This window comes from Tardiphaga sp. 813_E8_N1_3, from assembly GCF_051811025.1.
GTDB lineage: Bacteria > Pseudomonadota > Alphaproteobacteria > Rhizobiales > Xanthobacteraceae > Tardiphaga.
The window spans coordinates 3,105,622-3,131,205 of record NZ_JBPWQE010000001.1 but is presented as its reverse complement, the minus strand read 5'-3'; the positions used below and the strand labels follow the sequence as shown (position 1 = coordinate 3,131,205).

General features: G+C 62.3%; 26 protein-coding genes and 1 tRNA gene. 17 read left to right on the top strand and 10 right to left on the bottom strand.

Features of this window, described 5'->3' with window-relative positions:
- Nucleotides 1-82 precede the first annotated feature (82 nt).
- The 4 genes from AB8A33_RS15030 (at nucleotide 83) to AB8A33_RS15015 (ending at nucleotide 4,165) form a co-directional block, all read left to right on the top strand.
- Nucleotides 83-1,306 carry a CaiB/BaiF CoA transferase family protein gene (locus AB8A33_RS15030; RefSeq protein WP_439093470.1) on the top strand — a complete coding sequence of 408 codons (1,224 nt, stop codon included), beginning with the start codon at nucleotides 83-85 and terminating at the stop codon, nucleotides 1,304-1,306.
- 3 nt (nucleotides 1,307-1,309) lie between these two features.
- Nucleotides 1,310-2,476: an acyl-CoA dehydrogenase family protein gene (locus AB8A33_RS15025; RefSeq protein WP_439093469.1), complete on the top strand. Its 1,167-nt coding sequence runs from the start codon at nucleotides 1,310-1,312 to the stop codon at nucleotides 2,474-2,476.
- A gap of 187 nt (nucleotides 2,477-2,663) precedes the next feature.
- Complete coding sequence (locus AB8A33_RS15020) at nucleotides 2,664-3,800, top strand: thiolase family protein (RefSeq protein ID WP_439093468.1); 1,137 nt, start codon at nucleotides 2,664-2,666, stop codon at nucleotides 3,798-3,800.
- Entirely contained in the window at nucleotides 3,797-4,165 is a 369-nt protein-coding gene (locus tag AB8A33_RS15015) for a Zn-ribbon domain-containing OB-fold protein (RefSeq protein ID WP_439093467.1), read from the top strand. Before AB8A33_RS15020 ends, AB8A33_RS15015 begins: the two co-directional genes overlap by 4 nt.
- Before the next feature lie 95 nt (nucleotides 4,166-4,260).
- Here the strand turns inward: AB8A33_RS15015 and AB8A33_RS15010 are convergent, their stop codons facing one another.
- Complete coding sequence (locus AB8A33_RS15010; protein ID WP_439093466.1) at nucleotides 4,261-5,388, bottom strand: S-(hydroxymethyl)glutathione dehydrogenase/class III alcohol dehydrogenase; 1,128 nt, start codon at nucleotides 5,386-5,388, stop codon at nucleotides 4,261-4,263.
- 102 nt (nucleotides 5,389-5,490) lie between these two features.
- Here AB8A33_RS15010 and AB8A33_RS15005 point away from each other — a divergent pair, with 102 nt between their 5' ends.
- Entirely contained in the window at nucleotides 5,491-6,378 is an 888-nt protein-coding gene (locus AB8A33_RS15005; RefSeq protein WP_439093465.1) for a DMT family transporter, read from the top strand.
- Between the two features lie 82 nt (nucleotides 6,379-6,460).
- On the opposite strand, the gene AB8A33_RS15000 is transcribed toward AB8A33_RS15005, so the two are convergent.
- Together AB8A33_RS15000 and AB8A33_RS14995 are read right to left on the bottom strand one after the other, a co-directional pair.
- The gene (locus AB8A33_RS15000) at nucleotides 6,461-6,823 is read right to left on the bottom strand and encodes a hypothetical protein (protein WP_068730647.1); all 363 of its coding nucleotides are present in this window, start codon (nucleotides 6,821-6,823) and stop codon (nucleotides 6,461-6,463) included.
- Nucleotides 6,824-6,897: 74 nt separating this feature from the next.
- Entirely contained in the window at nucleotides 6,898-8,388 is a 1,491-nt protein-coding gene (locus AB8A33_RS14995; RefSeq protein ID WP_439093464.1) for a cryptochrome/photolyase family protein, read from the bottom strand.
- Between the two features lie 124 nt (nucleotides 8,389-8,512).
- Here AB8A33_RS14995 and AB8A33_RS14990 point away from each other — a divergent pair, with 124 nt between their 5' ends.
- Nucleotides 8,513-8,914: a DUF2177 family protein gene (locus AB8A33_RS14990; RefSeq protein ID WP_439093463.1), complete on the top strand. Its 402-nt coding sequence runs from the start codon at nucleotides 8,513-8,515 to the stop codon at nucleotides 8,912-8,914.
- 85 nt (nucleotides 8,915-8,999) lie between these two features.
- Here AB8A33_RS14990 and AB8A33_RS14985 read toward each other — a convergent pair whose 3' ends face one another.
- Entirely contained in the window at nucleotides 9,000-9,659 is a 660-nt protein-coding gene (locus AB8A33_RS14985) for a peroxiredoxin (RefSeq protein ID WP_439093462.1), read from the bottom strand.
- Between the two features lie 68 nt (nucleotides 9,660-9,727).
- Between AB8A33_RS14985 and AB8A33_RS14980 the strand changes: the two genes are divergently transcribed.
- Both AB8A33_RS14980 and AB8A33_RS14975 read left to right on the top strand, forming a co-directional pair.
- Nucleotides 9,728-9,943 (top strand): hypothetical protein, encoded by a 216-nt coding sequence (locus tag AB8A33_RS14980; RefSeq protein WP_439093461.1) that lies wholly within the window; start codon nucleotides 9,728-9,730, stop codon nucleotides 9,941-9,943.
- A gap of 100 nt (nucleotides 9,944-10,043) precedes the next feature.
- On the top strand, nucleotides 10,044-10,610 hold the full coding sequence (locus tag AB8A33_RS14975) for a hypothetical protein (protein WP_439093460.1): 567 nt from the start codon (nucleotides 10,044-10,046) through the stop codon (nucleotides 10,608-10,610).
- 69 nt (nucleotides 10,611-10,679) lie between these two features.
- Here the strand turns inward: AB8A33_RS14975 and AB8A33_RS14970 are convergent, their stop codons facing one another.
- Nucleotides 10,680-12,509: an alkaline phosphatase family protein gene (locus AB8A33_RS14970; RefSeq protein WP_439093459.1), complete on the bottom strand. Its 1,830-nt coding sequence runs from the start codon at nucleotides 12,507-12,509 to the stop codon at nucleotides 10,680-10,682.
- 156 nt (nucleotides 12,510-12,665) lie between these two features.
- Between AB8A33_RS14970 and AB8A33_RS14965 the strand changes: the two genes are divergently transcribed.
- The 3 genes from AB8A33_RS14965 to AB8A33_RS14955 are packed head-to-tail and all read left to right on the top strand — an operon-like array spanning nucleotide 12,666 to nucleotide 15,844.
- Nucleotides 12,666-14,681 carry an acetyl-CoA carboxylase biotin carboxylase subunit gene (locus AB8A33_RS14965; RefSeq protein WP_439093458.1) on the top strand — a complete coding sequence of 672 codons (2,016 nt, stop codon included), beginning with the start codon at nucleotides 12,666-12,668 and terminating at the stop codon, nucleotides 14,679-14,681.
- Nucleotides 14,682-14,737: 56 nt separating this feature from the next.
- On the top strand, nucleotides 14,738-15,544 hold the full coding sequence (locus tag AB8A33_RS14960) for an isocitrate lyase/PEP mutase family protein (protein WP_439095941.1): 807 nt from the start codon (nucleotides 14,738-14,740) through the stop codon (nucleotides 15,542-15,544).
- Nucleotides 15,545-15,844 (top strand): acylphosphatase, encoded by a 300-nt coding sequence (locus AB8A33_RS14955; RefSeq protein WP_439093457.1) that lies wholly within the window; start codon nucleotides 15,545-15,547, stop codon nucleotides 15,842-15,844.
- Nucleotides 15,845-15,859: 15 nt separating this feature from the next.
- Here AB8A33_RS14955 and lipB read toward each other — a convergent pair whose 3' ends face one another.
- Complete coding sequence (lipB, locus tag AB8A33_RS14950) at nucleotides 15,860-16,588, bottom strand: lipoyl(octanoyl) transferase LipB (protein ID WP_439093456.1); 729 nt, start codon at nucleotides 16,586-16,588, stop codon at nucleotides 15,860-15,862.
- 81 nt (nucleotides 16,589-16,669) lie between these two features.
- Here lipB and AB8A33_RS14945 point away from each other — a divergent pair, with 81 nt between their 5' ends.
- A complete protein-coding gene (locus AB8A33_RS14945) occupies nucleotides 16,670-16,912 on the top strand; it encodes a FliM/FliN family flagellar motor switch protein (protein WP_439093455.1) in 243 nt (80 codons plus the stop codon).
- A 102-nt stretch (nucleotides 16,913-17,014) separates the two neighbouring features.
- A tRNA-Leu gene (locus AB8A33_RS14940) sits at nucleotides 17,015-17,099 on the top strand.
- A gap of 443 nt (nucleotides 17,100-17,542) precedes the next feature.
- Here AB8A33_RS14940 and AB8A33_RS14935 read toward each other — a convergent pair.
- On the bottom strand, nucleotides 17,543-18,739 hold the full coding sequence (locus tag AB8A33_RS14935; protein WP_439093454.1) for an MFS transporter: 1,197 nt from the start codon (nucleotides 18,737-18,739) through the stop codon (nucleotides 17,543-17,545).
- 390 nt (nucleotides 18,740-19,129) lie between these two features.
- On the opposite strand from AB8A33_RS14935, the gene AB8A33_RS14930 reads away from it, so the two are divergent.
- Nucleotides 19,130-19,501, top strand: coding sequence for a hypothetical protein (locus AB8A33_RS14930; protein WP_439093453.1), 372 nt, complete (start codon nucleotides 19,130-19,132; stop codon nucleotides 19,499-19,501).
- An 11-nt stretch (nucleotides 19,502-19,512) separates the two neighbouring features.
- On the opposite strand, the gene AB8A33_RS14925 is transcribed toward AB8A33_RS14930, so the two are convergent.
- Together AB8A33_RS14925 and AB8A33_RS14920 are read right to left on the bottom strand one after the other, a co-directional pair.
- Nucleotides 19,513-20,802, bottom strand: a complete 1,290-nt coding sequence (locus tag AB8A33_RS14925; RefSeq protein WP_439093452.1) for a polysaccharide deacetylase family protein — start codon at nucleotides 20,800-20,802, stop codon at nucleotides 19,513-19,515.
- Nucleotides 20,803-20,919: 117 nt separating this feature from the next.
- A complete protein-coding gene (locus AB8A33_RS14920) occupies nucleotides 20,920-21,723 on the bottom strand; it encodes a polysaccharide deacetylase family protein (protein WP_439093451.1) in 804 nt (267 codons plus the stop codon).
- Between the two features lie 145 nt (nucleotides 21,724-21,868).
- On the opposite strand from AB8A33_RS14920, the gene mgtE reads away from it, so the two are divergent.
- Nucleotides 21,869-23,299: a magnesium transporter gene (mgtE, locus tag AB8A33_RS14915; protein WP_439093450.1), complete on the top strand. Its 1,431-nt coding sequence runs from the start codon at nucleotides 21,869-21,871 to the stop codon at nucleotides 23,297-23,299.
- A 190-nt stretch (nucleotides 23,300-23,489) separates the two neighbouring features.
- Here mgtE and AB8A33_RS14910 read toward each other — a convergent pair whose 3' ends face one another.
- Nucleotides 23,490-24,020, bottom strand: a complete 531-nt coding sequence (locus AB8A33_RS14910) for a hypothetical protein (RefSeq protein ID WP_439093449.1) — start codon at nucleotides 24,018-24,020, stop codon at nucleotides 23,490-23,492.
- Nucleotides 24,021-24,442: 422 nt separating this feature from the next.
- Between AB8A33_RS14910 and AB8A33_RS14905 the strand changes: the two genes are divergently transcribed.
- Together AB8A33_RS14905 and AB8A33_RS14900 are read left to right on the top strand one after the other, a co-directional pair.
- A complete protein-coding gene (locus tag AB8A33_RS14905) occupies nucleotides 24,443-24,967 on the top strand; it encodes a lysozyme inhibitor LprI family protein (protein ID WP_439093448.1) in 525 nt (174 codons plus the stop codon).
- A 220-nt stretch (nucleotides 24,968-25,187) separates the two neighbouring features.
- A complete protein-coding gene (locus AB8A33_RS14900; RefSeq protein WP_439093447.1) occupies nucleotides 25,188-25,520 on the top strand; it encodes a c-type cytochrome in 333 nt (110 codons plus the stop codon).
- The last annotated feature ends 64 nt before the right edge of the window (nucleotides 25,521-25,584 follow it).

The window sequence follows — 25,584 nt, the reverse complement described above, 5'->3', positions numbered from 1 at the left end:
CTGCCGAACCCATCCCGCTAAGACGAAGGCAATAGCGGCGCGGATCAGCGCCTGACCACACGTTTTTCGGGAGCAAACGACTTTGACGGGACCACTTCACGGGATCAGGATCATCGATATGACTTCGGTGATGATGGGGCCTTATTGCACCCAGACGCTGGGTGACTACGGCGCCGATGTGATCAAGGTGGAGTCTCCCGACGGTGATGTGGTCCGCGCAATCGGGCCGATGCGCAATCCCGGCATGGGGCCGATCTTCCTCAACACCAACCGCAACAAGCGCTGCGTCTGCATCGACCTCAAGAAGGAAGAGGGCCGCGAGGCGCTGCTGAAGCTGGTCGCGACGGCCGATGTGCTGGTCTACAATGTCCGCCCGGCGGCGATGGTGCGGCTCAATCTCGGCTATGACGTGGTGTCGAAGATCAATCCGCGCCTGATCTATGCCGGCGTGTTCGGCTTCAGCCAGGCCGGCCCCTATGCCGCAAAGCCCGCTTATGACGATCTGATCCAGGGGGCCACCGCGCTGGCCGCCCTGAATGCGCGGATCAGCCCCGATGGCGTGCCGCGCTATGTGCCGAATGCGCTGGTCGATCGCATCGTCGGCCTGAATGCGCTCGGCGCAATTCTCGCCAGCGTGGTGCATCGCGACCGCACCGGCGAGGGCCAGCGCGTCGATATTCCGATGTTCGAGACCATGGCAGGCTTCATGATGGGCGACCACATGGGCGGTCTCACCTTCGATCCGCCGCTCGACAGAGGCGGCTATGGTCGCCACCTGTCGCCGGACCGCCGGCCGTATCAGACCTCGGACGGCTATATCTGCGCCATGGTGTATAACGACAAGCAGTGGAAGAGCTTCCTCAGGCATGTCGGCCGTGAGGAACTGTTCGACGATCCGCGCTTTGCGACCTTCCCGCAGCGCATCCAGCATATCGACACGGTGAACGCCGAACTGTCGCGCATCTTCAAGACCAGGACGACGGCGGAGTGGGCGAAGCTGCTCGACGAGGCCGACGTGCCTTCGACGCCAATGCATACACTCGAAAGCATGATGCAGGATCCGCATATGCTGGCGACCGACTTCTTCCAGCAGGTCGAGCATCCGACCGAAGGCGCGGTGCGCAACATGAAGGTCGCTGCCACATGGTCGAAGACGCCGGTCGATCTGTCGCGTCTTGCCTCGCATCTCGGCGAGCAGAATGCCGAGGTGCTGGCTGAGGTCGGCTATACGCCCGAGCAGATCGAGAAAATGCACAAGGACGGCGTGCTCAGACAGGCCGCTATCCCGGATACGTCGGAGCTGTAACGCATGGATTTCGCCCTCGATGCCAACCAGGAATCCATCCGCGACACGATCGAGAAGATCTGTTCGCGCTTCGACGATGCCTATTGGCTGAAGAAGGACAAGGAGGGCGGCTTCCCCATCGAATTCCACAAAGCGATTGCCGATGCCGGCTATCTCGGCATCTGCATTCCCGAGGAATATGGCGGCTCGGGTTTGGGCATCACCGATGCCGCGATCATGATGCGGGCGATTTCGGAATCCGGCGCCGGCATGTCTGGCGCCTCGGCCGTACATATGAATGTGTTCGGCCTCAATCCGGTCGTCGTGTTCGGCACGCCCGAACAATGCGCGCGCATGCTGCCGCCGATCGTGGACGGCACCGAGAAATCCTGCTTCGCGGTGACCGAGCCGAATACCGGCCTCAACACCACGCAGCTCAAGACCCGCGCCGTCCGCAAGGGTGATCGCTACATCGTCAACGGCCAGAAGGTCTGGATCTCCACCGCGCAGGTCGCCGAGAAGATCCTGCTGCTGGCGCGCACCACGGCGCTCGAGGACGTGAAGAGCCCGACCCATGGGCTCAGCCTGTTCTACACGGACTTCGATCGCTCCAAGATCGCCGTGCACGAGATCGAGAAGCTCGGTCGGAAATGCGTGGACTCCAACGAGCTGTTCTTTGCCGATTTCGAAATCCCGGTCGAAGACCGGATCGGCGAGGAGGGACACGGCTTCGAATATATCCTGCACGGCATGAATCCCGAACGCATCTTGATTGCGGCGGAAGCGGTTGGGCTCGGCAAGGTCGCGCTGAAGCGCGCGGCCGACTACGCCAAGGTGCGCAATGTGTTCAACCGCCCGATCGGCCAGAACCAGGCGATCCAGCATCCGCTCGCCAAGAATTGGATGGAGCTCGAGGCTGCCTGGCTGATGGTGCTGTCGGCCGGCTGGCAATATGACCAGGGACTGCCCTGTGGTCCTGCGGCGAATTCGGCGAAGTATCTCGCAGCCGAAGCCGGCTATCACGCCTGCGAGCAGGCGGTGATGACTCATGGCGGCTTCGGTTATGCCAAGGAATATCACGTCGAGCGTTACCTCAGGGAGTCGCTGATCCCGCGCATCGCCCCAATCAGCCGCGAGCTGATCCTGAGCTTCATCGCCGAGAAGGCGCTCGGTTTGCCGAAGTCGTATTGATGATGACGATAGTGGTCGCGTCGCAACACCGGCCTCTCGATTCCCTCCCCCCTTGCGGGGGAGGGTCAGGGAGGGGGGTAACTACAGGCGACGTCATCCGCGGCTACCCCCGCCCCCGACCCCTCCCCGCCCGGCGAAGCTTCGCTTCGCTTGGGGGGAGGGGAGCACTGCTGCCGGAGTTTGCCTCATGAGCTACATCACCGGCGTCGGTCTTCTCCCATATGGCAAGCATGAGGGCTCATCGACCATCGACCTGATGAGCCGCGCCGCTGAGCTGGCGCTCACTGACGCCGGCCTTAAGCGCGGCGATATCGATGGCTTCCTGTGCGGCTATTCGACGACGATGCCTCACATCATGCTGGCCACCGTATTCGCCGAGCATTTCGGTATCACGCCGTCTTACGCCCACGCGATCCAGGTCGGCGGCGCCACCGGCATGGCGATGGCGATGCTGGCTCATCAGCTCGTCGAGGGCGGCGTCGCCAGACATGTGCTGGTGGTCGGCGGCGAGAACCGGCTCACCGGCCAGAGCCGCGACGCCTCGATCCAGGCGCTGGCCCAGGTCGGCCATCCCACCTATGAAGTGCCGCTCGGGCCGACCATCCCGGCCTATTACGGACTCGTTGCTAACAGATACATGCACGAATACGGCGTGACGCAGGAAGACCTTGCCGAATTCGCCGTGCTGATGCGCCAGCATGCGCTGACCCATCCTGGCGCGCAGTTTCACGAGCCGATCACCGTCGCGGACGTCATGGCCTCGAAAACCATCGCGACACCGCTGAAGCTGCTCGACTGCTGCCCGGTATCCGATGGTGGTGCGGCTTTCGTCGTCAGCTATGAGCCCACCAGTGACACCAAAATCCGCGTGCGCGGCGCGGCGCAGGCGCATACGCACCAGCACATCACTGCGGCACCCGCATTGTCCGAACTCGGCGCCGAGATCGCCATTGCTCGTGCGAAGAAGGCGACGGGCATCGAGATTTCCGACGTCCGCTACGCCGCGGTCTATGACAGCTTCACCATTACACTGGCGATGCTGCTGGAAGATCTCGGCCTTGCCGGCCGCGGCGAGGCCGCTGCGCGCGTGAGATCAGGCCATTTCAGCCAGCACGGCGCGATGCCACTCAACACCCATGGCGGTCTTCTGAGCTACGGCCACTGCGGCGTCGGCGGCGCCATGGCGCATCTCGTCGAAACACATCTGCAGATGACAGGCAGGGCCGAGAACCGTCAGGTCAGGGATGCTTCCGTCGCGCTGCTGCATGGCGATGGCGGCGTATTATCCTCTCACGTCAGCATGTTCCTGGAGCGCGTCAAATGAGCGAGCTCAAGCCAGCCGCCGACTGGACCACCGGGACTGAAGCTATCGGCTATCAGTCCTGCCGTGCCTGCAAATCTATCCAGTATTTCCGCCGCAGTTTTTGCGCGGCCTGCGGGTCGCCCGATCTCGACGACAAGCAAGCGAGCGGCGAGGGCACCGTCTATGCGACGTCCCTTGTGCTGCGCGCCGGTACGCCGGAAGCGCGCGAGCATGTGCCCTATAATATTTTGCTCATCGACACCGCCGAAGGCTTTCGCATGATGGCCCACGGCGCCAACGATCTCGTCATCGGCGACAAGGTAAAAGCCGGCTACCGGCAATTCACCGGCCGCCTCGTTCCTTTCTTCGAAAGGACTTCGACCTGAGCGTGGTGTTCAAGGGGGAGTGACCCAAAACGCCGTGCCGTAGGATGGGCTGAGCGTCTTCGCGAAATCCATCCTACGGTCTAGGCGCTTGTAGCCTAGAACGTCACCACACCGCGGATCGACTCCCCTGATTTCATCAGATCGAACCCTTTGTTGATGTCCGCCAGCGGCATCACGTGGGTGATCATCGGGTCGATCTGGATCTTGCCCTGCATGTACCAGTCGACAATCTTCGGCACATCGGTGCGGCCACGCGCGCCGCCGAAGGCCGAGCCGCGCCAGACGCGGCCGGTCACGAGCTGGAACGGACGCGTCGAAATCTCCGCGCCAGCAGGCGCCACGCCGATGACGATGGATTCGCCCCAGCCGCGATGGCAGGCTTCCAGCGCTTGCCGCATGACAGTGACATTGCCGGTGCAGTCGAAAGTGTAATCGGCGCCGCCGATCTGGTCGGCACCGCGTTTGGTCATGTCGATGAGATGCGGGACCAGATCCTTGCCCAGCTCTTTCGGGTTGACGAAATGCGTCATGCCGAAGCGCTCGCCCCACGCCTTGCGGTCATTATTGATGTCGACGCCGATGATCATGTCAGCGCCGGCGAGACGAAGACCCTGCAGCACGTTGAGGCCGATGCCGCCGAGACCGAACACGATCGCCTTGGCGCCTTGCTCGACCTTGGCGGTGTTGAACACCGCGCCGATGCCGGTGGTGACGCCGCAGCCGATATAGCAGACCTTGTCGAACGGCGCGTCCTCGCGGATTTTCGCCACCGCGATCTCGGGCAGCACGGTGTAATTGGCGAAGGTCGAGGTCCCCATATAGTGGTGAACAGGCTTGCCCTCGAGCGAGAAGCGCGAGGTTCCGTCCGGCATCAGGCCCTGGCCCTGCGTCGCGCGAATGGACGTGCAGAGATTGGTCTTGCGCGACAGGCACGACGGGCACTGGCGGCATTCCGGCGTGTAGAGCGGGATGACATGGTCGCCCTTCTTCACGGATGTAACGCCGCGGCCGACATCGACGACGACGCCGGCGCCTTCATGGCCCAAGATCGCCGGAAACAAACCTTCGGGATCGGCGCCGGACAGCGTGAACTCGTCGGTGTGGCAAATGCCGGTGGCCTTGATCTCGATCAGCACTTCGCCGTCGCGCGGACCTTCGAGTTGAACGGTGGTGATTTCCAGCGGCTTGCCGGCACTGATGGCAACGGCGGCGCGAACGTCCATGGCAAATTCCTTCGATAATGGTCTCGGTGGTGTGAAGTCAGGCGGGCAGGCCCGCGCAAACAGCCATTGCCGCTTACCACATGATGGGGCACTGAGCAGCCCATGAAACAGGTTCAGAAAAGCGATCTTGAAACCCTGATCGGCCGCGCCGCGCCCGTCGTCTTCGTGCTGCTGTGGTGCACCGGCTTTATCGGTACGAGATATGTGCTGAACGGCGCTGAGCCTCTGACCTATCTCACCGTGCGCATGATGCTGGTGGTCGCGATCATGGCGGTGATCGTCGCATGGGTGCGGCCGGTGTGGCCGGATCGCGCGGGCATCGGCCACAGCATCGTCGCCGGGCTGCTGGTGCAGGGGCTCTATCTTGCCGGCACGGTGTTTGCGGTGGCGCACAAGGTCCCGGTCGGTCTGTCGGCACTGATCCCGGGCCTGCAGCCGATCCTCACCTCCGTTCTGGCGAGCCGCTTTCTCGGCGAGCGCGTCACGCCGCTGCAATGGGGCGGGCTGGCGCTCGGTCTCGCCGGCGTGTTGCTGATCCTGCAGGGTCGGCCGATGACGGGCGAGGCGGGCTGGGGCTGGTTTGCGTCCGGCGTTTCGCTGATCACGATCACCGTCGGCACGCTCTATCAGAAGCGCTATTGCGGTGGCATCGACTGGCGCACCGGCAGCTTCATCCAGCAACTCGCAGCTTTGGTGTTGTTCGGCATCGGCGCGCTGGCCTTTGAGACCAATGTGATCCACTGGTCGGCAGAGTTCGTGCTGTCGGTGATCTGGCTCGCGGTGGTGCTGTCGATCGGCACTGTCGGGCTGCTCTACTGGCTGCTGCGGCGTCAGCCCTCGAGCCAGGTGGCGAGCCTGTTCTATCTGGTGCCGGCCGTGACGGCGCTGATGGCCTTCGTCCTGTTCGGCGAAAAGCTGGATGCCGTCGCCATCATCGGCATGATTGCCTGCGGCGCCGCGGTGTTACTGGTCAACCGCGCCAGGGCCTGACGCCATCCTGCGTCAATCCAGACCCCGGACATGAAAAAGCCTCCGGGCTTGGACCCGGAGGCTTTCACATCTGCGAAGAAGCTTACTTCTTCTTGGCAGCCTTCTTGGCCTTCTTGGCCTTCTTCGGAGCGGCCTTCTTGGCGGCCTTCTTCACGGTCTTCTTGGCAGCCTTCTTCACGGTCTTCTTGGCGGCCTTCTTGACGGTCTTCTTCACTGCTTTCTTAGCCATTGGTCTCGCTTTCTGGGTTTTCTTCTTTGAAGATTTCTTCGCAGAAGTTTTCTTGGTGGACTTCTTCGTCTTCTTAGCCGGGGTCACTTTCTTTGCGACTTTCTTTGCGGCCTTCTTGACCTTCTTCGCCACCGAGGTGGCGACTTCCTTAGTCGCGTCGGCTGCGCTGCTAAGCGCGTCCGTCACTTGCTCCAGGACTGGAGTGTCGTCGTTCATAGCATCCCCCAACATTGTCGACTTTTTCACGTTAGTCCGATTCGGGCGCGTGTTGAAGAGTGTGTCATCGACAGTCAACTATTTCGTATCGTTGTGTACGCCTTTAATGCGCGCTCGCGACCGACTTTGTGATCGACGATCGGCGACGGATAGTCTTTGCCTAAAGTGATTCCCGCGTTTTTGAGTTCGAGCAGTGACGCTGTCCAAGGCTGGTGAATCTGTTTTGTGGATAGTTCTGTCAGTTCGGGTATCCAGCGCCTGACATAGACACCACCGGGATCGAACTTCTCACCCTGCAGGATCGGATTGAAGACGCGGAAGTAGGGTGCTGCATCCGCGCCGGAGCCTGCGACCCACTGCCAGTTGGCGGGATTGCTGCCCGCATCGGCGTCGACAAGCGTATCCCAGAACCACTTCTCGCCCTCGCGCCAGTCGATGAGCAGATGTTTGACGAGGAAGGATGCGACCACCATGCGTACGCGATTGTGCATCACACCGGTGTGCCAGAGCTCGCGCATGCCCGCATCGACGATTGGATAGCCGGTGAGACCGCGTTGCCACGCGTGCAACGCCGTCCGATCGGTCTTCCATGGGAACTCATCGAAGGATGATTGCAGATTGCGCGTGGCCAAATCGGGAACATCGAACAGCAGATGGCGACAGAACTCGCGCCAGCCGACTTCGCTCATGAACTTTGCGATGTCGCTGCTGTGCTTCGGATGTTCTGCAGCTGCGAAATGCGCGGCAGTCCAGATCTGTCGCGGACTGATCTCGCCAAAGCGAAGATGCGGCGACAGACGCGACGTGATCTCGCGGTCAGGCCGATCGCGGTCGCTGCTATAGCCCGCGATCTCCCTGAGGAAGCGCTTCAAGTGCTTCTGCGCGGCGGCTTCGCCTGACGTCCACGTCTCGCGCAGACCGCCGGCCCAGTCGGGCTTCGATGGCTCTAGCGCCCAGTCGGAGAGCTTGTCGCTCTTCACTTTCGGTGCGGGTATGAGTTTCTTCGGCGCCGGAAGCGGCTTCGCCGGTTCGCCCATCGCCTGAACGCGCCGCCAGAAAGGTGTGAACACGCGCAGGCCGCGGCTCTCTTTGGTGCCGGTCTCCTTGGCGCGGATTGTCGCAGGATGCGCCAGCAGGTCACCCGGAAAGCTCTGCGTGCCGACATCGAGATCGGCGAGCGCTTCGGTGACGCCGTCGGCGACCGCGAGATGCGGCGCTTGCGCGATCTCGTTCCAGAAGACGTGGCTGGCATCGACTGCGCGCGCCACATCGACAATGACGTCGGCCGCAGCGCCCTTGCGCAGCACCAGCGTGCCGCCGATGGCGTCGAGGCTTGTGCTGAGTGCGCGCAGCGACTGCGCCAGCCACCAACGTGTCGCGCCGCCCATCGGCCGCGCCTGCGGTGGCTTCAGTGGCGTGCTCTGTTCATCGAGGACGTAGAGACAGATCACCGGCGTATTGCGCCTGGCTGCGGCATGAAGGGCAGGGTGATCGGAAAGACGAAGGTCGTCGCGAAACCAGACGACGATAGGTGCCTGCGTCGGTGTCGAAAATTGATCGGTCATCACTTCATCTAACACGGATGTCGAGTGATCGATCCGGCCTCGAATACCGCGAGGCTTTGCAACCTTGCGCTCGTTGGCGCGTAGTATCAGGATATTTATTACCGAATTGGTACCGGAGGCGGTTTTGAAGCGATACGCGATTCTCTATGTGACGACGTTCGTCGTCATGCTGCCGCTGGATCTGCTCTTCCTCGGCATCGTCGCGAAAGGCTTCTTCACCTCGCAAGTGGGCGACATGCTCGGCGAGGTGCGTGTCGCGCCGGCGATCCTGTTCTACTGTCTGTACATCGCGGGGATGCTGATCTTCGTCAGTGGCTCACCCGACGCGACCTGGCGCTCGACCTTGCTCTATGGCGCGCTGTTCGGCTGCTTTTGCTACGCGACCTTTGAGCTGACCTCGCTGTCGCTGCTCAGGCACTGGACTTGGCCGGTGGTCGTCGTCGACATCGCCTGGGGCACCTTCGTCACGGCGACGGCATCGACATTGGGTCTGCTGATTGCCAACTGGCTGGCGCCGAAAGTCTGAGCGCTCGTTGCGAACAGGTCTCAAAAAGAAAGAGGCGCCACGACATCATCGCGGCGCCTCTTTTGTATTTCAGTCGGCTGCAGCGTTACTTGGGCTGCGGGACGATGCGGATATAGGGCTTCGGTTCTTTCCAGCCATTCGGATAGATCGTCTTGGCTTCCTCGTTGGTGACCGAGCCGGCGATGATGACGTCCTCGCCATGCTTCCAGTCGGCTGGCGTGGCGACGCGATGCTTGGCGGTCATCTGCAGTGAATCGATCACGCGCAGGATTTCCTGGAAGTTGCGGCCGGTGGTCATCGGATAGACCAGCACCAGTTTGATCTTCTTGTCCGGCCCGATGATGAAGACGTTGCGCACGGTGGCGTTGTCCGCGGCGGTACGGCTGTCGGCATCGCCCGCCACGTCGGCCGGAAGCATGTTGTAGAGCTTCGAGACCTTGAGGTCGGTGTCGCCGATCATCGGGAAGGTCGGGCGGGCGCCCTGGGTTTCGTTAATGTCGTCGACCCACAGCGCGTGCTTGTGCACGGGGTCGACGCTGAGGCCGATCAGCTTGACGCCGCGCTTGTCGAACTCCGGCTGCAGCTTGGCGAGCGCGCCGAGCTCGGTGGTGCAGACCGGGGTGAAGTCCTTCGGATGCGAGAACAAAAGAGCCCAGCTATCGCCGATCCAGTCGTGGAGCTTGATGCGGCCAGCCGTGGTTTCGGCCTCGAAATCGGGGGCGACGGCGTTGATCTGGAGCGTCATGATGGACCTCATGTCATTCTGATTACAGATGAATTTTGTGGGCCGATTATAAAGGCGCACGCTGCTAAATGGAACTGTCCGGCAAAAAGGACAAGAACTTTCTTCAAATTCGGCGCGCACTGGCATTCAGTTTCACGCAAGGCGGCTGCGGCAAAATACCCACGCAACATGATGTTATCGGATGCCGCGATGTTGCCGCCCGTCCGGCGCAATCCCGCCTGACCGCATCGCCACATCAGATCGAACCCAGCAGCGTCTCGGCGCGACTGAAATGCAACGGTTAGGGATAAGAAGAACTCCTGTCCATCTCTTAACCGAGCGTTAAGTCGCCCATGGAATTGCTGGGCTATGTTGAGAAATATGCTGCAAACAGAAGAGCTTGAAATGTCATCCGCTGCCGCTGCCGACCTGTTCGGCGCCATCGAAACCTCCACCATCAACAACCATCGCGCCGCGGCGCAGGCGCTCGCTATCGTGCGCGACGGCGTCATCACCGGCGAAGGCCCGACCACCCGTGGCCGTATCCATTTCTCCCGTGCACTCGATGCCGATGACGCCACCTGGTGCGAGCGCATCCTGGGTGCGTCGGCCCTGGCCAGCCAGCCGGTCAGCCGCGACGAGGCCGAGGCACTGTTCGCGATCAACGAAGCTGCAGCCGAGCGCAGCGATGATGGTCGTTTCGATGATCTGTTCGCCAAGGCTGTCGTGCATCACGCGGCGTCCGCATCGGGCCTGCCGGTACCGTCGCGTACGGTGGCGCTGTCGCCCGATGTGGCCATCGAGACCTGGGCGCCGACCAAGGCCGTCGGTGTGAATATCGAAGTGCTGGAATGGATCGCCACGCAGATGCGCGCCAAGCGCGTCAGCAATGCCACGATCATGACGCTGGTCACGACCGTGGTCGGCGCCGCGACGCTGCAACTACCGAACGTGTTCGACATCGGCATGTAAGCCGGTCGCAGATCGTTAAAATGCGAAAACGGCGGAGCGTGGCTCCGCCGTTTTTTGTTGGGCTGTCGCTTACTTCGCGTCGAGGCCGACAGTTCGGCCCGGGAAACCGGCGACATCGAAATAGCGGTGTTCGCCGACCTTCTGCAGTTGCAGCACCGTGACCAGACCCTGATCGTCGGGCGCCGAACGCATCACGTCGGTCGTTGCCGTCGGCGTCTCGCCAGTCACCGTCGCTTCACTCATCACGCGGCCGATCAAGCTGCCCTTGGCATCGCGCTTCAGGCCAAGCAGGTGGGCGGCGGTGATGCCGGTATCGGCATTGCTGACAGGCAGGGGATCGACGAAGCCGGCTTTGAAGTCCGGTCCGATCGCCGCCATGAAGTTGTGGGTATCGCCGCGCCCGAACGAGCCATGCATGCCCTGACCCTGGCGCAGCACGGTGTCGGCGACCTCGACCTGGCACGCCGCCGGCTCTTCGCAGCCTTCCGAATAGGAGCGGAATGAGACGACGATCGCGGGATGCGGCGTGACGGCTTTGCCCGACAGGTTGATCGACGACAGTGGCAGCGAGCCGGGGAAGGAGCCCAGCGAGTCCTCAACGAAGATGCCGCTGATGTAATCCTGTTTCAGCAGCGCCTTTACGGTGCGGTCGGCGAGGTCCTTGTCGCCGGTCGGCAGATAGATCAGGTCGGAGCCACCATTGGTGGCGATGATCAGCTCGGGCTTGTCCTTGTCCTTGCCGATATAGGCGTTGCCGGCCTTCGGATACGCATTGTCGGCAACCGCCGCGAACTTGTCGTTCGGATCGAACAGCGGCAGGTCGAGCGACTTGGCGAGATCGATGGCCAGGAAGCCCAGCGGCAGGAAGCCTTCCGGCGTATCCGCATAGGTGCCCTTGATGGTCGCCGAGGTCTTGCTCTCCTTGGAGATCGTCGAGAAGCCGTGATCCGCCGAGATCATGATGTTGGTATTGGCGGCGAGGCCGAGCTCGTCGAGCGTCTTGCGCAGTTGCGCGAGATTGTCGTCGGCATTCTTGATCGAGGCGAGTGAGGAAGGGCCGTTGATGCCGGGCGTCACCTTGTTGAGGCTGTCGCCCTGATTGTGCTGGGTGCCGTCGGGATCGCGCGACCAGAAGATGAGCACGAATGGCTTGTTGCGTGCCTTGAACATTGGCAGCACCACTTTGCTCGCGACATCGGCCATATAGGCCTGCTGCTTGATGTTGGCTTCCGTGGTGCCCGGCGTCTTGGCGTCGCCCGCCTTGCCATTGTCACCGCGACCCGGTGTTTCCACCGCGAGGCCAGCCTTCGCAAGAGCGTCCTTCATCTCGTCCGACAGAGGGATGCCGAGCAACTTTCCAGCTTTGTCGATGCCGCCGGTCTGGTCGTCGATGGTGATCGTCTCCTTGCCGGTGCGTTCGGTGTGATCGAACATCAGCGTCGGGCCGACCTTGCCGATCGCGGCGGTGGAATAGCCGGCCTTGCGCGCGGCTTTCAGCAGCGTTTCCTCATTGAGGTAGTCGCCGTTGAATTGCTCGTCGAGGTCGCCCAGCACCTGGTCGTGTTCGATGAAGGGGATCGGGCTGTTGTTCTGCACCGGGGTGGGGTGGCCGGTATAGATCGAGTTCGAAAACACGCCGGTATCGCCAAGATAATGGCCGGACGCCATGCCCGATGCATTGGCCATGGTGAAGGTCGGAAACAGCGAATGCGAGTTCCGGAAATTGACGCCTTTATCCCGCACTGCGGACATCGCAGGCGCCGTTTCCGGCGTCACTTTCAGCGCCCGGAGCCCATCAGGTACGAACAAAATGAGGTTGCGGGGAGGGCTGTTTTGGGCGAAAGCCGTTGTTGCGGATATAAGAGTAAGACTGAGGGAGAGGATGGTGGCGCAGCGCATGAAAAACCTCGCTTCGAAAGAACTCGGCCGATCCGGTCCAGACGTCTTCTCTAGTTTTTGTCCGCGACAGAATTGTTACGACTGCGGCTCCATGCCACATTGTACCGTCGACCCCATCTTTCCGATCCCGCCTCAAGGTTGCAAGTAAGACAGCTCATGTTCAAAAAAATTCTGATCGCCAATCGCGGCGAGATCGCCTGCCGGGTCATCAAGTCCGCCCGCAAGATGGGTATCAAGACCGTCGCCGTTTATTCCGAAGCGGACCGTGACGCGCTCCATGTCGAGATGGCCGATGAGGCTGTGTTCATCGGGCCGCCTGCCGCTGCCGAGAGCTATCTGCTGATCGAGAAGATCGTCGAGGCCTGCAAGAAGACCGGCGCCGAGGCAGTGCATCCCGGCTACGGTTTCCTGTCCGAGCGCGAGGCTTTCCCGCGCGCGCTGGAAGCGGCCGGCATTGTCTTCATCGGCCCGAACCCCGGCGCCATCGCCGCCATGGGCGACAAGATCGAATCCAAGAAGGCGGCGGCCAAGGCCAACGTTTCCACCGTGCCGGGCTATCTCGGTGTCATCACCGACGACAAGCACGCCGTGAAGATCGCCGACGAGATCGGCTATCCCGTGATGATCAAGGCGTCCGCTGGTGGCGGCGGCAAGGGCATGCGCATCGCGCATTCGACTTCGGAAGTGGTTGAGGGTTTCAACCTCGCCAAGGCCGAGGCGAAGTCGTCGTTCGGCGACGACCGTGTCTTCATCGAGAAGTTCATCGTCGATCCCCGCCACATCGAAATCCAGGTGCTCGGCGACAAGCATGGCAACGTGATCTATCTCGGCGAGCGCGAATGCTCGATCCAGCGTCGCAACCAGAAGGTCATCGAGGAAGCGCCGTCGCCGCTGCTCGACGAGACCACCCGCCGCAAGATGGGCGAGCAGGCCGTGGCGCTGGCCAAGGCCGTGAATTACGACAGCGCCGGCACGGTGGAATTCGTCGCCGGCCAGGACAAGAGCTTCTACTTCCTCGAAATGAACACCCGTCTGCAGGTCGAGCATCCGGTGACCGAACTGGTCACCGGCGTCGACCTCGTCGAGCAGATGATCCGCGTCGCTGCCGGCGAGAAGCTGCAGCTTGCGCAGAAGGACGTCACGCTGACCGGCTGGGCCGTGGAGTCCCGCGTCTATGCGGAAGACCCGTTCCGCAACTCCCTGCCCTCCATCGGTCGTCTCGTGAAGTATCGTCCGCCGGCCGAGAGCAAGTCCGACAACATCACCGTGCGCAACGACACCGGCGTGCAGGAGGGCGGCGAGATCTCGATCTATTACGATCCGATGATCGCCAAGCTTGTCACCCACGCCCCGTCGCGCGCCGCCGCGATCGAGGCGCAGTCTCATGCACTCGACGCCTTCTATATCGACGGTATCAGACACAACATTCCGTTCCTGTCGGCGCTGATGAGCCATCCGCGCTGGCGCGAGGGCAATCTCTCCACCGGCTTCATCGCCGAGGAATTTCCGAAGGGCTTCGCCGCCAGGGCGCCGGAGGGCGAAGTCGCCCGCCGTATCGCCGCAGTGGCCGCTGCCGTCGACTCCATCTACGGCGATCGCAAGCGGCAGATTTCGGGTCAGTTGATCGGTCGTGCGGTGACGCGTGCCGGCCGCCGCGCGGTGTGGCTGGAGCGCGAGGAGATCGCACTCGATGTGGCCCGCGATGGCGATGTCGTGACCGTGGCTTTCGTCGGCGCCGACGGCAAGACCGGTACGCCGCATAAGCTCTCGTCGTCCTGGAAACCCGGTGTGCCGGTCTGGGAAGGCACCATCGACGGCCACAACGTTGCCATGCAGGTGCGCCCTCAGGCGTCCGGCATCCGCATCGCCCATCAGGGCTACGAGGTCGCGGTGAACGTTTTCACCGAGGCCGAGGCGGCTGCTGCGCGCCTGATGCCGGTGGGCGTCAAGGCCGATACCGGCAAGAAGCTGCTGTGCCCGATGCCGGGCCTCGTCGTCTCGATTGCTGTGACCGAAGGTCAGGACGTCAAGGCCGGCGAGACCCTCGCGGTTGTGGAGGCCATGAAGATGCAGAACGTGCTGCGTGCCGAACGCGACGGCACCGTCAAGAAAATCCATGCCGCTGCCGGCGCAACGCTGGCGGTGGATGCGCTCATTCTTGAATTCGCGTGACGACGTTCCGGCAACGCCGTTACGGGCTCCGGGCGATCCTGTCCGGCGATCGCTGCATGCGTCCGGGATCGGTCTATGATGCGATCTCGGTGCGTATTGCCGAAGACCTCGGCTTCGAGGTCGGCATGTTCGGCGGCTCCGCGGCATCGCTCGCCATTCTCGGTGATCCCGACATCGCGCTGATCACGCTTACCGAACTCACCGAACAGATGCGGCGCATGTCGCGCGCCGGCTCGCTGCCGGTGCTGGTCGATGCCGATCACGGCTATGGCAATGCGCTGAATGTTCGCCGCACGGTGGAAGAACTCGAAGCCGCCGGCGCTGCCGGCCTGACCATCGAGGACACATTGCTGCCTGCCGCCTTCGGTGAGGCGAAGGCGCAACTGATCTCGGCAGACGAGGGCCTCGGCAAGATCAAGGCGGCGCTTGGCGCCCGGCAGGATCCGGCGCTCGTCATCGTCGGGCGCACCGGTGCGGCATCGATCACCTCCGTCGACGATGCGATTGCACGTGCAAAATCCTATGAAGGTGCGGGCGTCGACGCGCTGATGTTCACCGGCCTCAAGAGCCGCGCCGAGCTGCAGGCCGCATCCGCTGCGACAACGCTGCCGATCGTGCTGGGCAGTCCCACCGATGACATGGATTGGGATTTCCTCAGCGCCCAGCGCGTCCGCATTGCCATTCAGGGCCATGCGCCGATCTCCGCAGCGACAGCCGCCATTCACGCGACTCTTAAAGCAGTACGCGAAGGTGCGGGGCCGAAGGAGCTGAAGAATCTTGCCTCAAGCGAGTTGATGGAAAGCGTCACCCGCGGCGCCGTGGTGAAACAGCGCGGCATCGATTTCCTCGGGCTCAAGAAATAGATGAGCGGCGTGATCCGTCACGTGATGATCCTCGGCCGCGTGCAGGGCGTTGGCTATCGCTACTGGACCGGCCAACAAGCCTCGTTGCGCGGCCTCGAAGGCTGGGTGCGCAACCGCCGCGATGACAGCGTGGAAGCTGTGTTTGCGGGGCCGGCCGATATTGTCACTGACATGATCGAGGCGTGCCGCCGTGGTCCAACGGCCGCGCGCGTCGATAGCGTCGTGACAAGCGATGCCACGCCCGACTTGCTTGCCCTACGCGTTAACGGCGAGGTTTTCTCGCAATTGCCGACGCTGTAATTTCGATCGCGCCGCTCAGACCGTTGTTTCCGCCGCGAACTGCTCGGCCTCGCCGAACACCTCGCCGAAGGCCTGCCGCAATGCCACGTCTACGTCGGTCATGCTGACGGGCAGGCCGAGATCGACCAGGCTGGTGACGCCGTAGCGCGGATCGACCACGCCGCAGGGCACGATGGCGTCGAAATGCGCCAGATCCGGTTCCACATTGATGGCAATGCCGTGGAAAGAGACCCAGCGCTTCAGCCGCACGCCGATGGCGGCGATCTTGTCTTCAAATCCAGCGCCCTTGTCGGACCGGGCGACCCAGACGCCGACCCGGTCCTCGCGCCGCTCGCCCTTCACATTGAAGGCGGCCAGCGTCCGGACGATCAGGTCTTCCAGCGCCGCCACATAGGCCCGAACGTCGGGCCGGCGCGCCTTGAGGTCGAGCATCACATAGGCCACCCGCTGGCCGGGGCCGTGATAGGTCACCTGGCCGCCACGGCCGGTCTCGAACACCGGATACCGGGCATCCAGCAGGTCGTCCGCCTTGCCTGACGTGCCGGACGTGTAGAGCGGGGGATGTTCCAGCAGCCAGACCAGTTCCGGCGCCGTGCCATCGGCAATCGCCGCGGCCCGGGCTTCCATCTCGGCCACGGCCTCCGGATAGGGAATCGGGGTATCGGACACCCGCCATTCCACCGGCCGGCCGGCGAGGCCCCGAGAAAACACTGTTAAATCGAGGGTTTGGCGGTCATTAACCATTGGCTAACCATAACATGTTGATCTCGCAGGCACCGCAATCTTGCATCTGTGCGATCCTGCATCTGGGAATTTGAGGCCGACGTGCCAACCCTCGATAACATTACCGTCGATATCATGGTGGTCCTCGGCACCACGTCCATGCCCGTCCATCAGGTGATGCGGCTGAGCCGCGGCGCCATCATCGAACTGGATGCCACAGAGCAGGACGAGGTCAAAATCCTCGCCAACAACCTGCCTGTCGCGTCAGGCGTGGTGATGGTCGATCGCAACCGGATTGCGGTCGAGGTCAAGCAGATGCTGCCCCGGTCGCCTGACCACAGATAGGTGACCCGGAGAGGCCAAGAGGCCTTGTCTCCCCATCATTGGTTTGTTACATCGGCGCCGGTTGATCCGGCCGGGCGATTTGCCCCTCGCCGGATTTCTTTAGCGCTCGTGGCGGAATTGGTAGACGCGCTGCCTTGAGGTGGCAGTCCGTAACAGGGTGGGGGTTCGAGTCCCTCCGAGCGCACCACACCTCATCCTTGAAATTGTTGAATTATTCGCGGTTTTCCTCACGCAGGTGCGGTGTGAGGGAACAGACGATGATTGCTGGCATGACGCCGGCATTCGTCGTGCCGGTTCGACTCGGTTGGCCCGTTTATTGGCCTGACCCGGGAACATCCCGCTTGTCTCAACGGTGTCGTGCGTGGATGCTGTCCAGCGGATCGTGAGCAAAACTTTCCGACGGCCCGCATCGGCACCGGACTACATCGCGCTTGATCCGCATAAACAGAAAACGCCGCGCGCATGCGCATGCCAAAGTGGAATCAGAAAGCGTTCGACAATGAGATGCTGGCGGCCATTGTCGCGGTGGCGCTCGCGGGATTCGTTACGCTTGTCTTGTGGGTCATTTTCGGACCGTCCTGATCGCGCCGCATCGTCGTCGCGCATCTCGCAAGTTGCGGCTGCGCGGGCTCACCCGCTCGCCGCCAGCACCAGCGCGCAGATCGCCGCGACTGCGCCGATCACGAATGTCGCGCCATAGCCGAACACGCCCGCCGCATATCCAACTGCCGGTGCTGTCAGCCCGATCGCGAGGTCGAAGAAGGCGATGAAATTCGCCACCGCGCGGCCGCGTTGTTCGATGGGCACGCGGCGCGTGGCCTCGACGCCCATCGAGGGAAAGATCAGCGAGAAGCCGATGCCGGTGACGAGTGCGCCGAGCAGTGCGAGCATCGGGCTCGTAGACAGCCAGATCAGTGCCTGACCGAGTGCCTCTATCGCCAGCGACACCATGGCCACGCGCGCGCCGCCGAACTGGTCGGGCAAATGACTGCCGACGAGGCGCACGACGATGAAGCCGGTCGAGAAGGCGGCGAGTGCGATGCCTGCGCCGGACCAGCCGCGCTCCACAAAGGTCAGCGCCAGAAACCCGGTGATCCCCGCGAAGGGAATGGTGGCCAGAAACAAGACCGTGCCGGAGCGCCAGATCAGACCGATCACCTTGTAGAACGGCGTGCGTTCGGTGCTGCCCGACACCGGAACGTCCGGGATCGCAAAGGCGATGGCTAGCGCGATCAAAGGCGACAGCGCTGCGAGTACCCCGACGCCGGCGAAGCCGATGGAGGCGTAGACGGCAAGCCCGATCGGTGCCCCCAATCCAATCGCCGAATACATCGCGATGCCCTGCCAGGACATCACGAGACCGGTACGGTGCGGGCCGAGCCGTCCGATGCACCAGCTCATGGCGCCGGTGATGAACAGGCTCTCGCCGAAGCCGAGCGCGACGCGTCCGATCAGCAGCAGCGTGAGCTTGCCTTCGGCCGGCAGCGGCGCAATGGCAGCCAGCAGATAGAACAGGCCGGCCAGCGCCGACAGCGGCAGGCCGAGCCGGATCACATAGCGCGCGCCGTGATGGTCGCTCAGCGTGCCGGCGCGGTGCCGGGTGAGCACCGTCACCACCGACTGGATGCCGATGGCAAAGCCGATCACGCCGGCCGAGAAGCCGAGCTGGTCATGCATGTAGAGCGAGATCGGCGGCAGCGGCAGGCCGACCGAGAGGAAGCCGAAAAAGACGATCAGCACCTGCTTGATCAGGCTCTTGCGCTCGTCGCGGCTGAGCGGTGCAGGCTTGGACGCAGCTTTGAATTTTGGGGGAGCGTTCTGGTTCATGTCGACGTGCTTTCGAGGCGGCCAGCCACATGGGGGCTGTCCGGAGCTGAGCACGTTGAGTGACGTTAACGCTTACGGCGGGGAGACACCCTGCAATGACGGTTGGTTACGTCGAAGCCGGTTCCGCTGTCAAGGTTGTATAGTGCGGGAAGCGCTGCCGCATGATCGCGCTTATCGCACGGCGCCGAACATGCTGGTCGCTCTTCGTTCGGCCGGTCGGTCGGTGCCACGCGCCGTCGTTTGACAAAAGTCCGTTGGCGCGTTGCGGGTAAATCTCCAGATGCATTGTAGTTGTCATCAACCTTTAGCGCTCAGGTAACGACTTGCCAGTAGCAACGCCGCCGTCCGGCAGCTAGACATGGCCGGTAGCGTCGATCTTCCGGAGCGGACATGAAATATCTGAGCTATGCCTATCGTTTCATCTCCAACTTTGCCTTCCTGGCGCTGGTCTATTTCAGCCTGAATTTCGTCGGCACCTACCAGCAGCGCGCCATCGTGGCGATTCTGGTGCTGGCCTATGCGGGCATGCGGGCGATCTCGGCGCTACGCACCTTCATCTTCTTCAAGGCGATCGAGAAGCTCGAACTCGAAGCACGCCGGCTCGGCGGCCTGTCCGGTGAGGGGCCGGCTGCCGTGGCAACACGCAGGACGGTCGTGAAGGATGTGGTCGAGCAGCGCCAGGCCGGCGAGATGAAGTCCTATATCGACCTGCTGTTCCTTGGCATCATCGTGGTGCTGTGCATCGCCAAGATCGTCAGCTGATCCCGTCGCGCTCAGCGCGGGACGGCAACTGTCGTCGGATGCAGGCCCGGCGGAATGGCGCCGGGGATGGTGCGTCTGGCCGCACTGGCATCGATCGAGATCAATTGCCCGATCGCATCTGAAGCAGAGCCGCGGGAGGGCACCGTCTGCTGCGCGTGATGCGGCAGCCGGACCAGCGCATTGACGGGCTTGCTATGGCGCTCGGTGATCTCGAACAGGTCCTGTGCCGGTACCGGCAACGATGCAGTGTTCGTCATCGCATGCAGTCTCGCGTCGCGTGGCCATGGCGCCTGTTCAGGCAATGGCACGGCGCCCCGCCGCCGATCGAAATTCCTGCTCAGCGACAGCATCTGGTCGGAGGCCGAGATCGCCGGCGCGGGCAGCATGTCATCATGGGCGAAGGCGAATGTCGGCACCTTGTGCCAGCGCGTGACGGCCACGGTCTCCGACACCGGATGCAACTGCCACTGCTGCGGCTCCGTGGGCGTCTTCGGTTTATCGGGCGTTGCCGCCTCGACATGGACGATACGATAGCCGCCGGCCTTGAGGTCGCGCAGGATGCCGGGCAGGGCGGCGACGGTGCGCGGCTGGATATCGTGCAGCAACAGGATGCCCTTGCCCTTGGCGGCGATGCGCGAGATCGCGAGGTCATGGACCTTCTGCGACGACACATGGCGCCAGTCGTCGGCCGGGAAATCGGCGCTCCAGGTCTGGATGCCGCGCGAGGCGAGATAGTCCTCGACGACGCTGGCGCGCAGCAGGCCGGGAATCCGGAAGAACGGCGACAGCAACTTGGGATCACCGAGCGCCGCCGTGGTGTTGGCGATGCCGTCCTCGATTTCCTGCTGTGCCTTCTCGATCGGCATGCGGTTCATGCTGAGCGGATGGTTCTGGCTGTGGGTGCCGACGGTGTGGCCGAGCGCGATCAGCTTGCGCACGCCTTCGGGGTGCTCCTTCGCCATCCGGCCGATGATGAAGAAGGTCGCCTTCACGCATTCGGAGGCCAGGATATCGAGGATCGCATTCGAGTGTTTCGGGATCGGGCCGTCATCGAAGGTCAGCACGACCTCCTTGTCCTGCAGCGGCAGCGTCTCGGCATATTGCATGGTGCCGATCTTGGGATGTTCGCGGGGATCGACCACGATGGTGCGCGAGGTGCCGAGCGCGCCGGGATTGCCCGGGCACGCCTCGGCCGACAAAGCGCTGGTGGTGGAGGCTGCGGCGGCGGTGAACAGGGTCAGGCCGGTGAGCAGGCTCAGGCACAGAAGGCGTTGTGCCCGGTCAGTCGTCGCCTTGTTCATTGGTCGATCCGTCACTCGCTTTGATGTCGGCCGTGAAGTTACCGGGGCGGCTGTGAACGCAATGTTAATCATGTCGGCCCGCCGACGGTATTTTCCGCATCCTGATGGTCGCGCGTTCTACTGGGAACTGGAGCGGGCGGAGGCCCCTGCGGCCGGGGGCACGATGTGCACGACGCGGTAGCGGTTCTCTCGGAGATAGCGCAGGAAATCGGGCAGCATCGCGGCAGTCTGCGCCTTGGTGTCGTGAAACAGGATGATTCCCCGCCCAGCCGCCTTCAGCCGGCCGGTAATCAGCTCCAGTTGCTGCTGCGGGGTCATGGGATTCCAGTCGCTGGCCCAGAAATCCGCGCCAAACACTGCGATCCGGCGGGATTGCAGCATGTCCAGCAGGGCCGGGGTCGACTCGAAATAGGGAAACCGAAAGAACGGCGTGGTCGGCACGGTGGTGGCCTTGCCGTTCAGCGCCATCTCGTCGGCGCTGATGCCGCGGTCGATCTGTTCGACGGCGGCCGCATTGCTGATTTTCTTGAGATCGGCATGAGCGAGGGTGTGATGGCCGATGGTATGGCCCTCGGCTGCCATGCGCTTCACCAGCGACGCATTGGCTGTCGCGCTGTTGCCGATCAGGAAGAAGGTCGCGCGAACACATTCGCGCGACAGCGCTGTGAGAATCTTCGTCGTGGTCGGTGCGTTCGGGCCATCGTCGAAGGTCAGCACGACCTCGCGGTCTTCCAGCGGCAGTGTGTCCGGAAAACTCTGCGTTCCGACTCGCGGAGTGGTCCTGGGATCCACGGTGAGAATGCGTGCGGTGCCGAGCGTATCCTTGCGCGGACAGTCTTCGGCATGTGCGACAACGGTCGATGCAATCAAGGCAAAGATGGCGGCCTTTAACACGATCACGACACTTTCCCGGCCGCTCATTTCGCGAACCGCATTTTTCCGATTGCATCAGGCATTGCGCATTGGGTAATGCCTGATGCGAGCTTCCGTTCACAGATGGATTAGCGCATTTCCGACAGGATAGCGCTAGCTCCGTCACCCCCCAAACAAGCAGGCGAGGTGCGGCATGGCCGATGATGTCGATCTCGCCCAATCGGTCGTTCCCGAGGAATTGTCGGCGCTCGACAAGATGCCGATGCGCAACGATGAAGGCGACATTCGCCCCGAATTTGTCGAGGCGATCTCGCACGCGGTTCAGGTTGCCGATACCGCATTTCTCAAGGAGATCGTCGGCGAGCTGCATGAGGCCGATCTTGGCGACCTGATCGAAGCCCTCGACGCCGACGAACGCGTCAGCCTCATCGAGCTGACCGGCGCAGATTTCGACTTCTCGGCGTTGAACGAGGTCGATGACACCGTCCGTGAGGAACTGCTCGAAGATCTGCAGCCGGAAACGGTGGCCGAGGGCGTTCGCGAGCTCGATTCCGACGATGCCGTCGAATTGCTGGAAGGCGTCGACGAGGAGGTCCAGGACGAGATCCTTGAGAAGCTGCCGCTCTCAGAGCGTGTGGCGCTCGAGCACAGCCTCACTTACCCGGAAAACTCCGCCGGCCGGCGTATGCAGACCGAGTTCATCGCGATGCCGCCGGACTGGAATGTCGGCCAGGCCATCGACTATATGCGCGAAACCCCGGACCTGCCGGACCGGTTCTACGAGATCTATTCCGTCGATGCCGATCAGCGCTGGCAGGGCGCTGTATCGCTCGACGCGCTGCTACGCGCCCGCCGTCCGGTGCTGCTGGCTGATCTGATCGACGAGGACCGCCGCCGCGTCTCGGTGCTGGACGATCAGGAGGAAGTGGCGCGGATGTTCGGCAAGTACAATCTTGTCGCGGCACCCGTGGTCGATACTGACGACCGGCTGGTCGGCGTCATCACCATCGACGACGTCGTCGACGTCATCGAGGAGGAAGCCGACGAAGACCTCAAGGCGCTCGGCGGCGTCACGTCGGACGAAGAACTGTCGGACAATTTCTGGACCATCGCGAAGGGCCGCTTCACCTGGCTGATCGTCAATCTCGCGACCGCTTTCATCGCGTCGTCCGTGCTGGGCCTGTTCGAGGACCAGTTGCAGCAGATGGTGGCGCTGGCGGTGCTGGCGCCCATCGTCGCCAGCCAGGGCGGCAATGCGGCGACCCAGACCATGACGGTCGCGGTGCGGGCATTGGCGACGCGGCAGCTCAATCCCAACAACGCGATGCGCATCGTGATCCGCGAAGGCCTTGTCGGCCTGATCAACGGACTGGCCTTTGCCGTGATCACCGGCTTCGCAGCCTATGCCTGGTTCAGGACGCCCGGTCTCGGCATCGTCATCGGCCTTGCAATGATCTGCAATCTGATCGCCGGCGCACTCGGCGGCATCCTGATCCCGATGGTGCTCGAACGCGTCAAGGCCGATCCGGCGGTGGCCTCCGGTACATTCGTGACCACGGTGACCGACGTGGTCGGCTTTTTCTCGTTTCTCGGTATTGCGACGCTGTGGTTCGGGCTGAAATAATCCGGTTGCCGTCTTGGCCGGAAATGAGTGGTGCGCAGGATGAGGTGAGCGGGGGCGCATCGCGCCGGAGCGAAACCCATGGTCCAACGATGAAGAGGAGGTGACCTGCAGCACGTGTCACCCGGCGATCGCACGTCCTGTCGGCGCATCGCACCTCACGCAGGGAAGCATGACGCTGCTAGCAGCCACTTCAATTCGTCGTGGTCTTGCCGCCGCGCATGGACACGAGCTTTTCGTCACGAAATCGGAGAATGAGCCATGCGGTCTCGTCGAAACCGTCTGCGAGCTTTCCGTGGTGAGAATACACCATCTGAGCAGTTTCCGACTTCGACGGCGGTCCCAGCTCCGTGACGACCTCCAAACGCGACATACCTAAATGCAGCTTGCCGTCGAAGACGAGGGGCGCGAACCTTTTCGGGATGTTGGCGCAATCGGTCGAGGTCTCGGCGCCCTTCTCGGTGAGCTCTTCAACGACCTCTGTGACGAGATGGTCCGGGCCACCTATCTCTCCGCTCGATACGACCCATAGTCGATGCTGCGCGCGCCCATAACACAGCCAATAGATGCTACCTCCAGCGTCGCCCTGGTGTTGGATGGTCCCAACGCCCACGGCTTCGCGGATCGCGCCGAGCGTCGTCTTCTCGAAGCGGCCGGGGAATGCGCCTAGCGAAAAGCGGGTCGCCAATCTCTTCGCGACCGTCGGTGGCACGCTCTCGAACACATGTTCGTCGACTGGCGGCGGCGGTGTCTGCGCGGAGCAGTCGTTCGCGGGTATCGCAACAAGAAGAAGCAGCAAGAAGAGCGTCTTTCGACCATCAAATCCGAATTGCCTCAGCAGGTCGCACCCAGACGTCGAGAGTGCGGGCGTCAGTTTCCGGGTGTTGGACACGTCAGTCTATCTCCTGCGATGAAGAAAGGCACAATGTGTCATAGCCGCTGCGCACGCCCATTCGGTTCAATCAGGTGCCGAGTCATTGTTTCCGGGCACCTCAAATCTGCAACAACCCGCACTCACACGGTTGTTTTGTTTTTATTCCAGGACCGTTGGAGTCTAAGGCGCGGTTTTGGACAGGAGCGGGTGTCTCGCGACCTGCGTGGCTACCCTACGGTTGAACCTCATGCGTGGTTCTATGACCAACATCTATGAAAAACCAAACACCTCGATGCGTCGAACGGAGATCTCCAATGAGGCTCAAACTTACCGTTGTCGTGCTCGCTGCAAGCCTCCCGTTCGCATCGGCAGCTTTCGCCCAAGGCGCCAAGCCCACCGACGTTGCAGTGATCGATGCATGCCTGAAGACCGCGGAGGAAAACGGCGGCTTTGGCGGCGCGTGCGTCGGGCTCGTCGCCGACCCCTGCATCAAAGCGGCAGAGGGCGCGAATGACGACGTCGCCAAATGGAAAGCCTGCGCGTCGCGCGAACTCGCCATTTGGACGCAGAAAACCAATGAGGCGCTAAAGATGGCTCAGGCCGGCGGGGCCGACGTGACCAAGGCGGCCACGGACTCGCAGAAAACTTTCGTCGCGTCGCGTGATCGCTTCTGCGCGGTCTTCGACAAAGTCGAGCCTGGCATGTACCGGGGCGGCGCGAGCTACTGCCGCCTGCGCGAGACCGCGAACCGCTCGCTGAGCCTGATCAAGCTCGGCGCTGCGGTCAACGAGCACTGAGACCTCTTAGCCGGCTAGCGTGGGTTGCTCGATGCTTAAGATCGCGCCAGCGCTACGACCTAATCGGCAGAATGCCGTCGCGCCGAGCGGCGGCCGGACTCATATTCACTCTAACCGCTTGGTCATTATTCCATGTGATAGGCCTCGGCAGGTTCGGAGGCAGGGCACTATGATAGTTAGGAAGGGGGGCATTGCTACTGCATTAGCGATAGTGCTTTGTATGCCGTCGATGTCTCTTGCAGACAGCAGGAATGGGGAGCGGATTTTCTTGAACCGCTGCGCGATGTGCCACGGAAATGACGTTAAGGGCACAGGGCCTTTGGCTGATAAAAGCAATCCGCCCGCACCCGATCTCACGACACCCGAGTTCAAGAAGCGCCTGCTTGATTATCCCGGCGTGATTGTATCATCCGTCATACTCCGTCCCAACGGCGATCTTATTCCAAGGACCTTGCGCGAAAACGGCGTGGAATTGCCTCCGTTCGCATGGACGGTTAAGGACTTTCGCGATCTGAATGAGTATCTGACTGACAAGATCGCTAAGACCAAATGATCAAGGTGTCGCGCAATTCCTGATGACTCGTCGCTGAATTCACCGCTCCTTAACGGTAATCAAC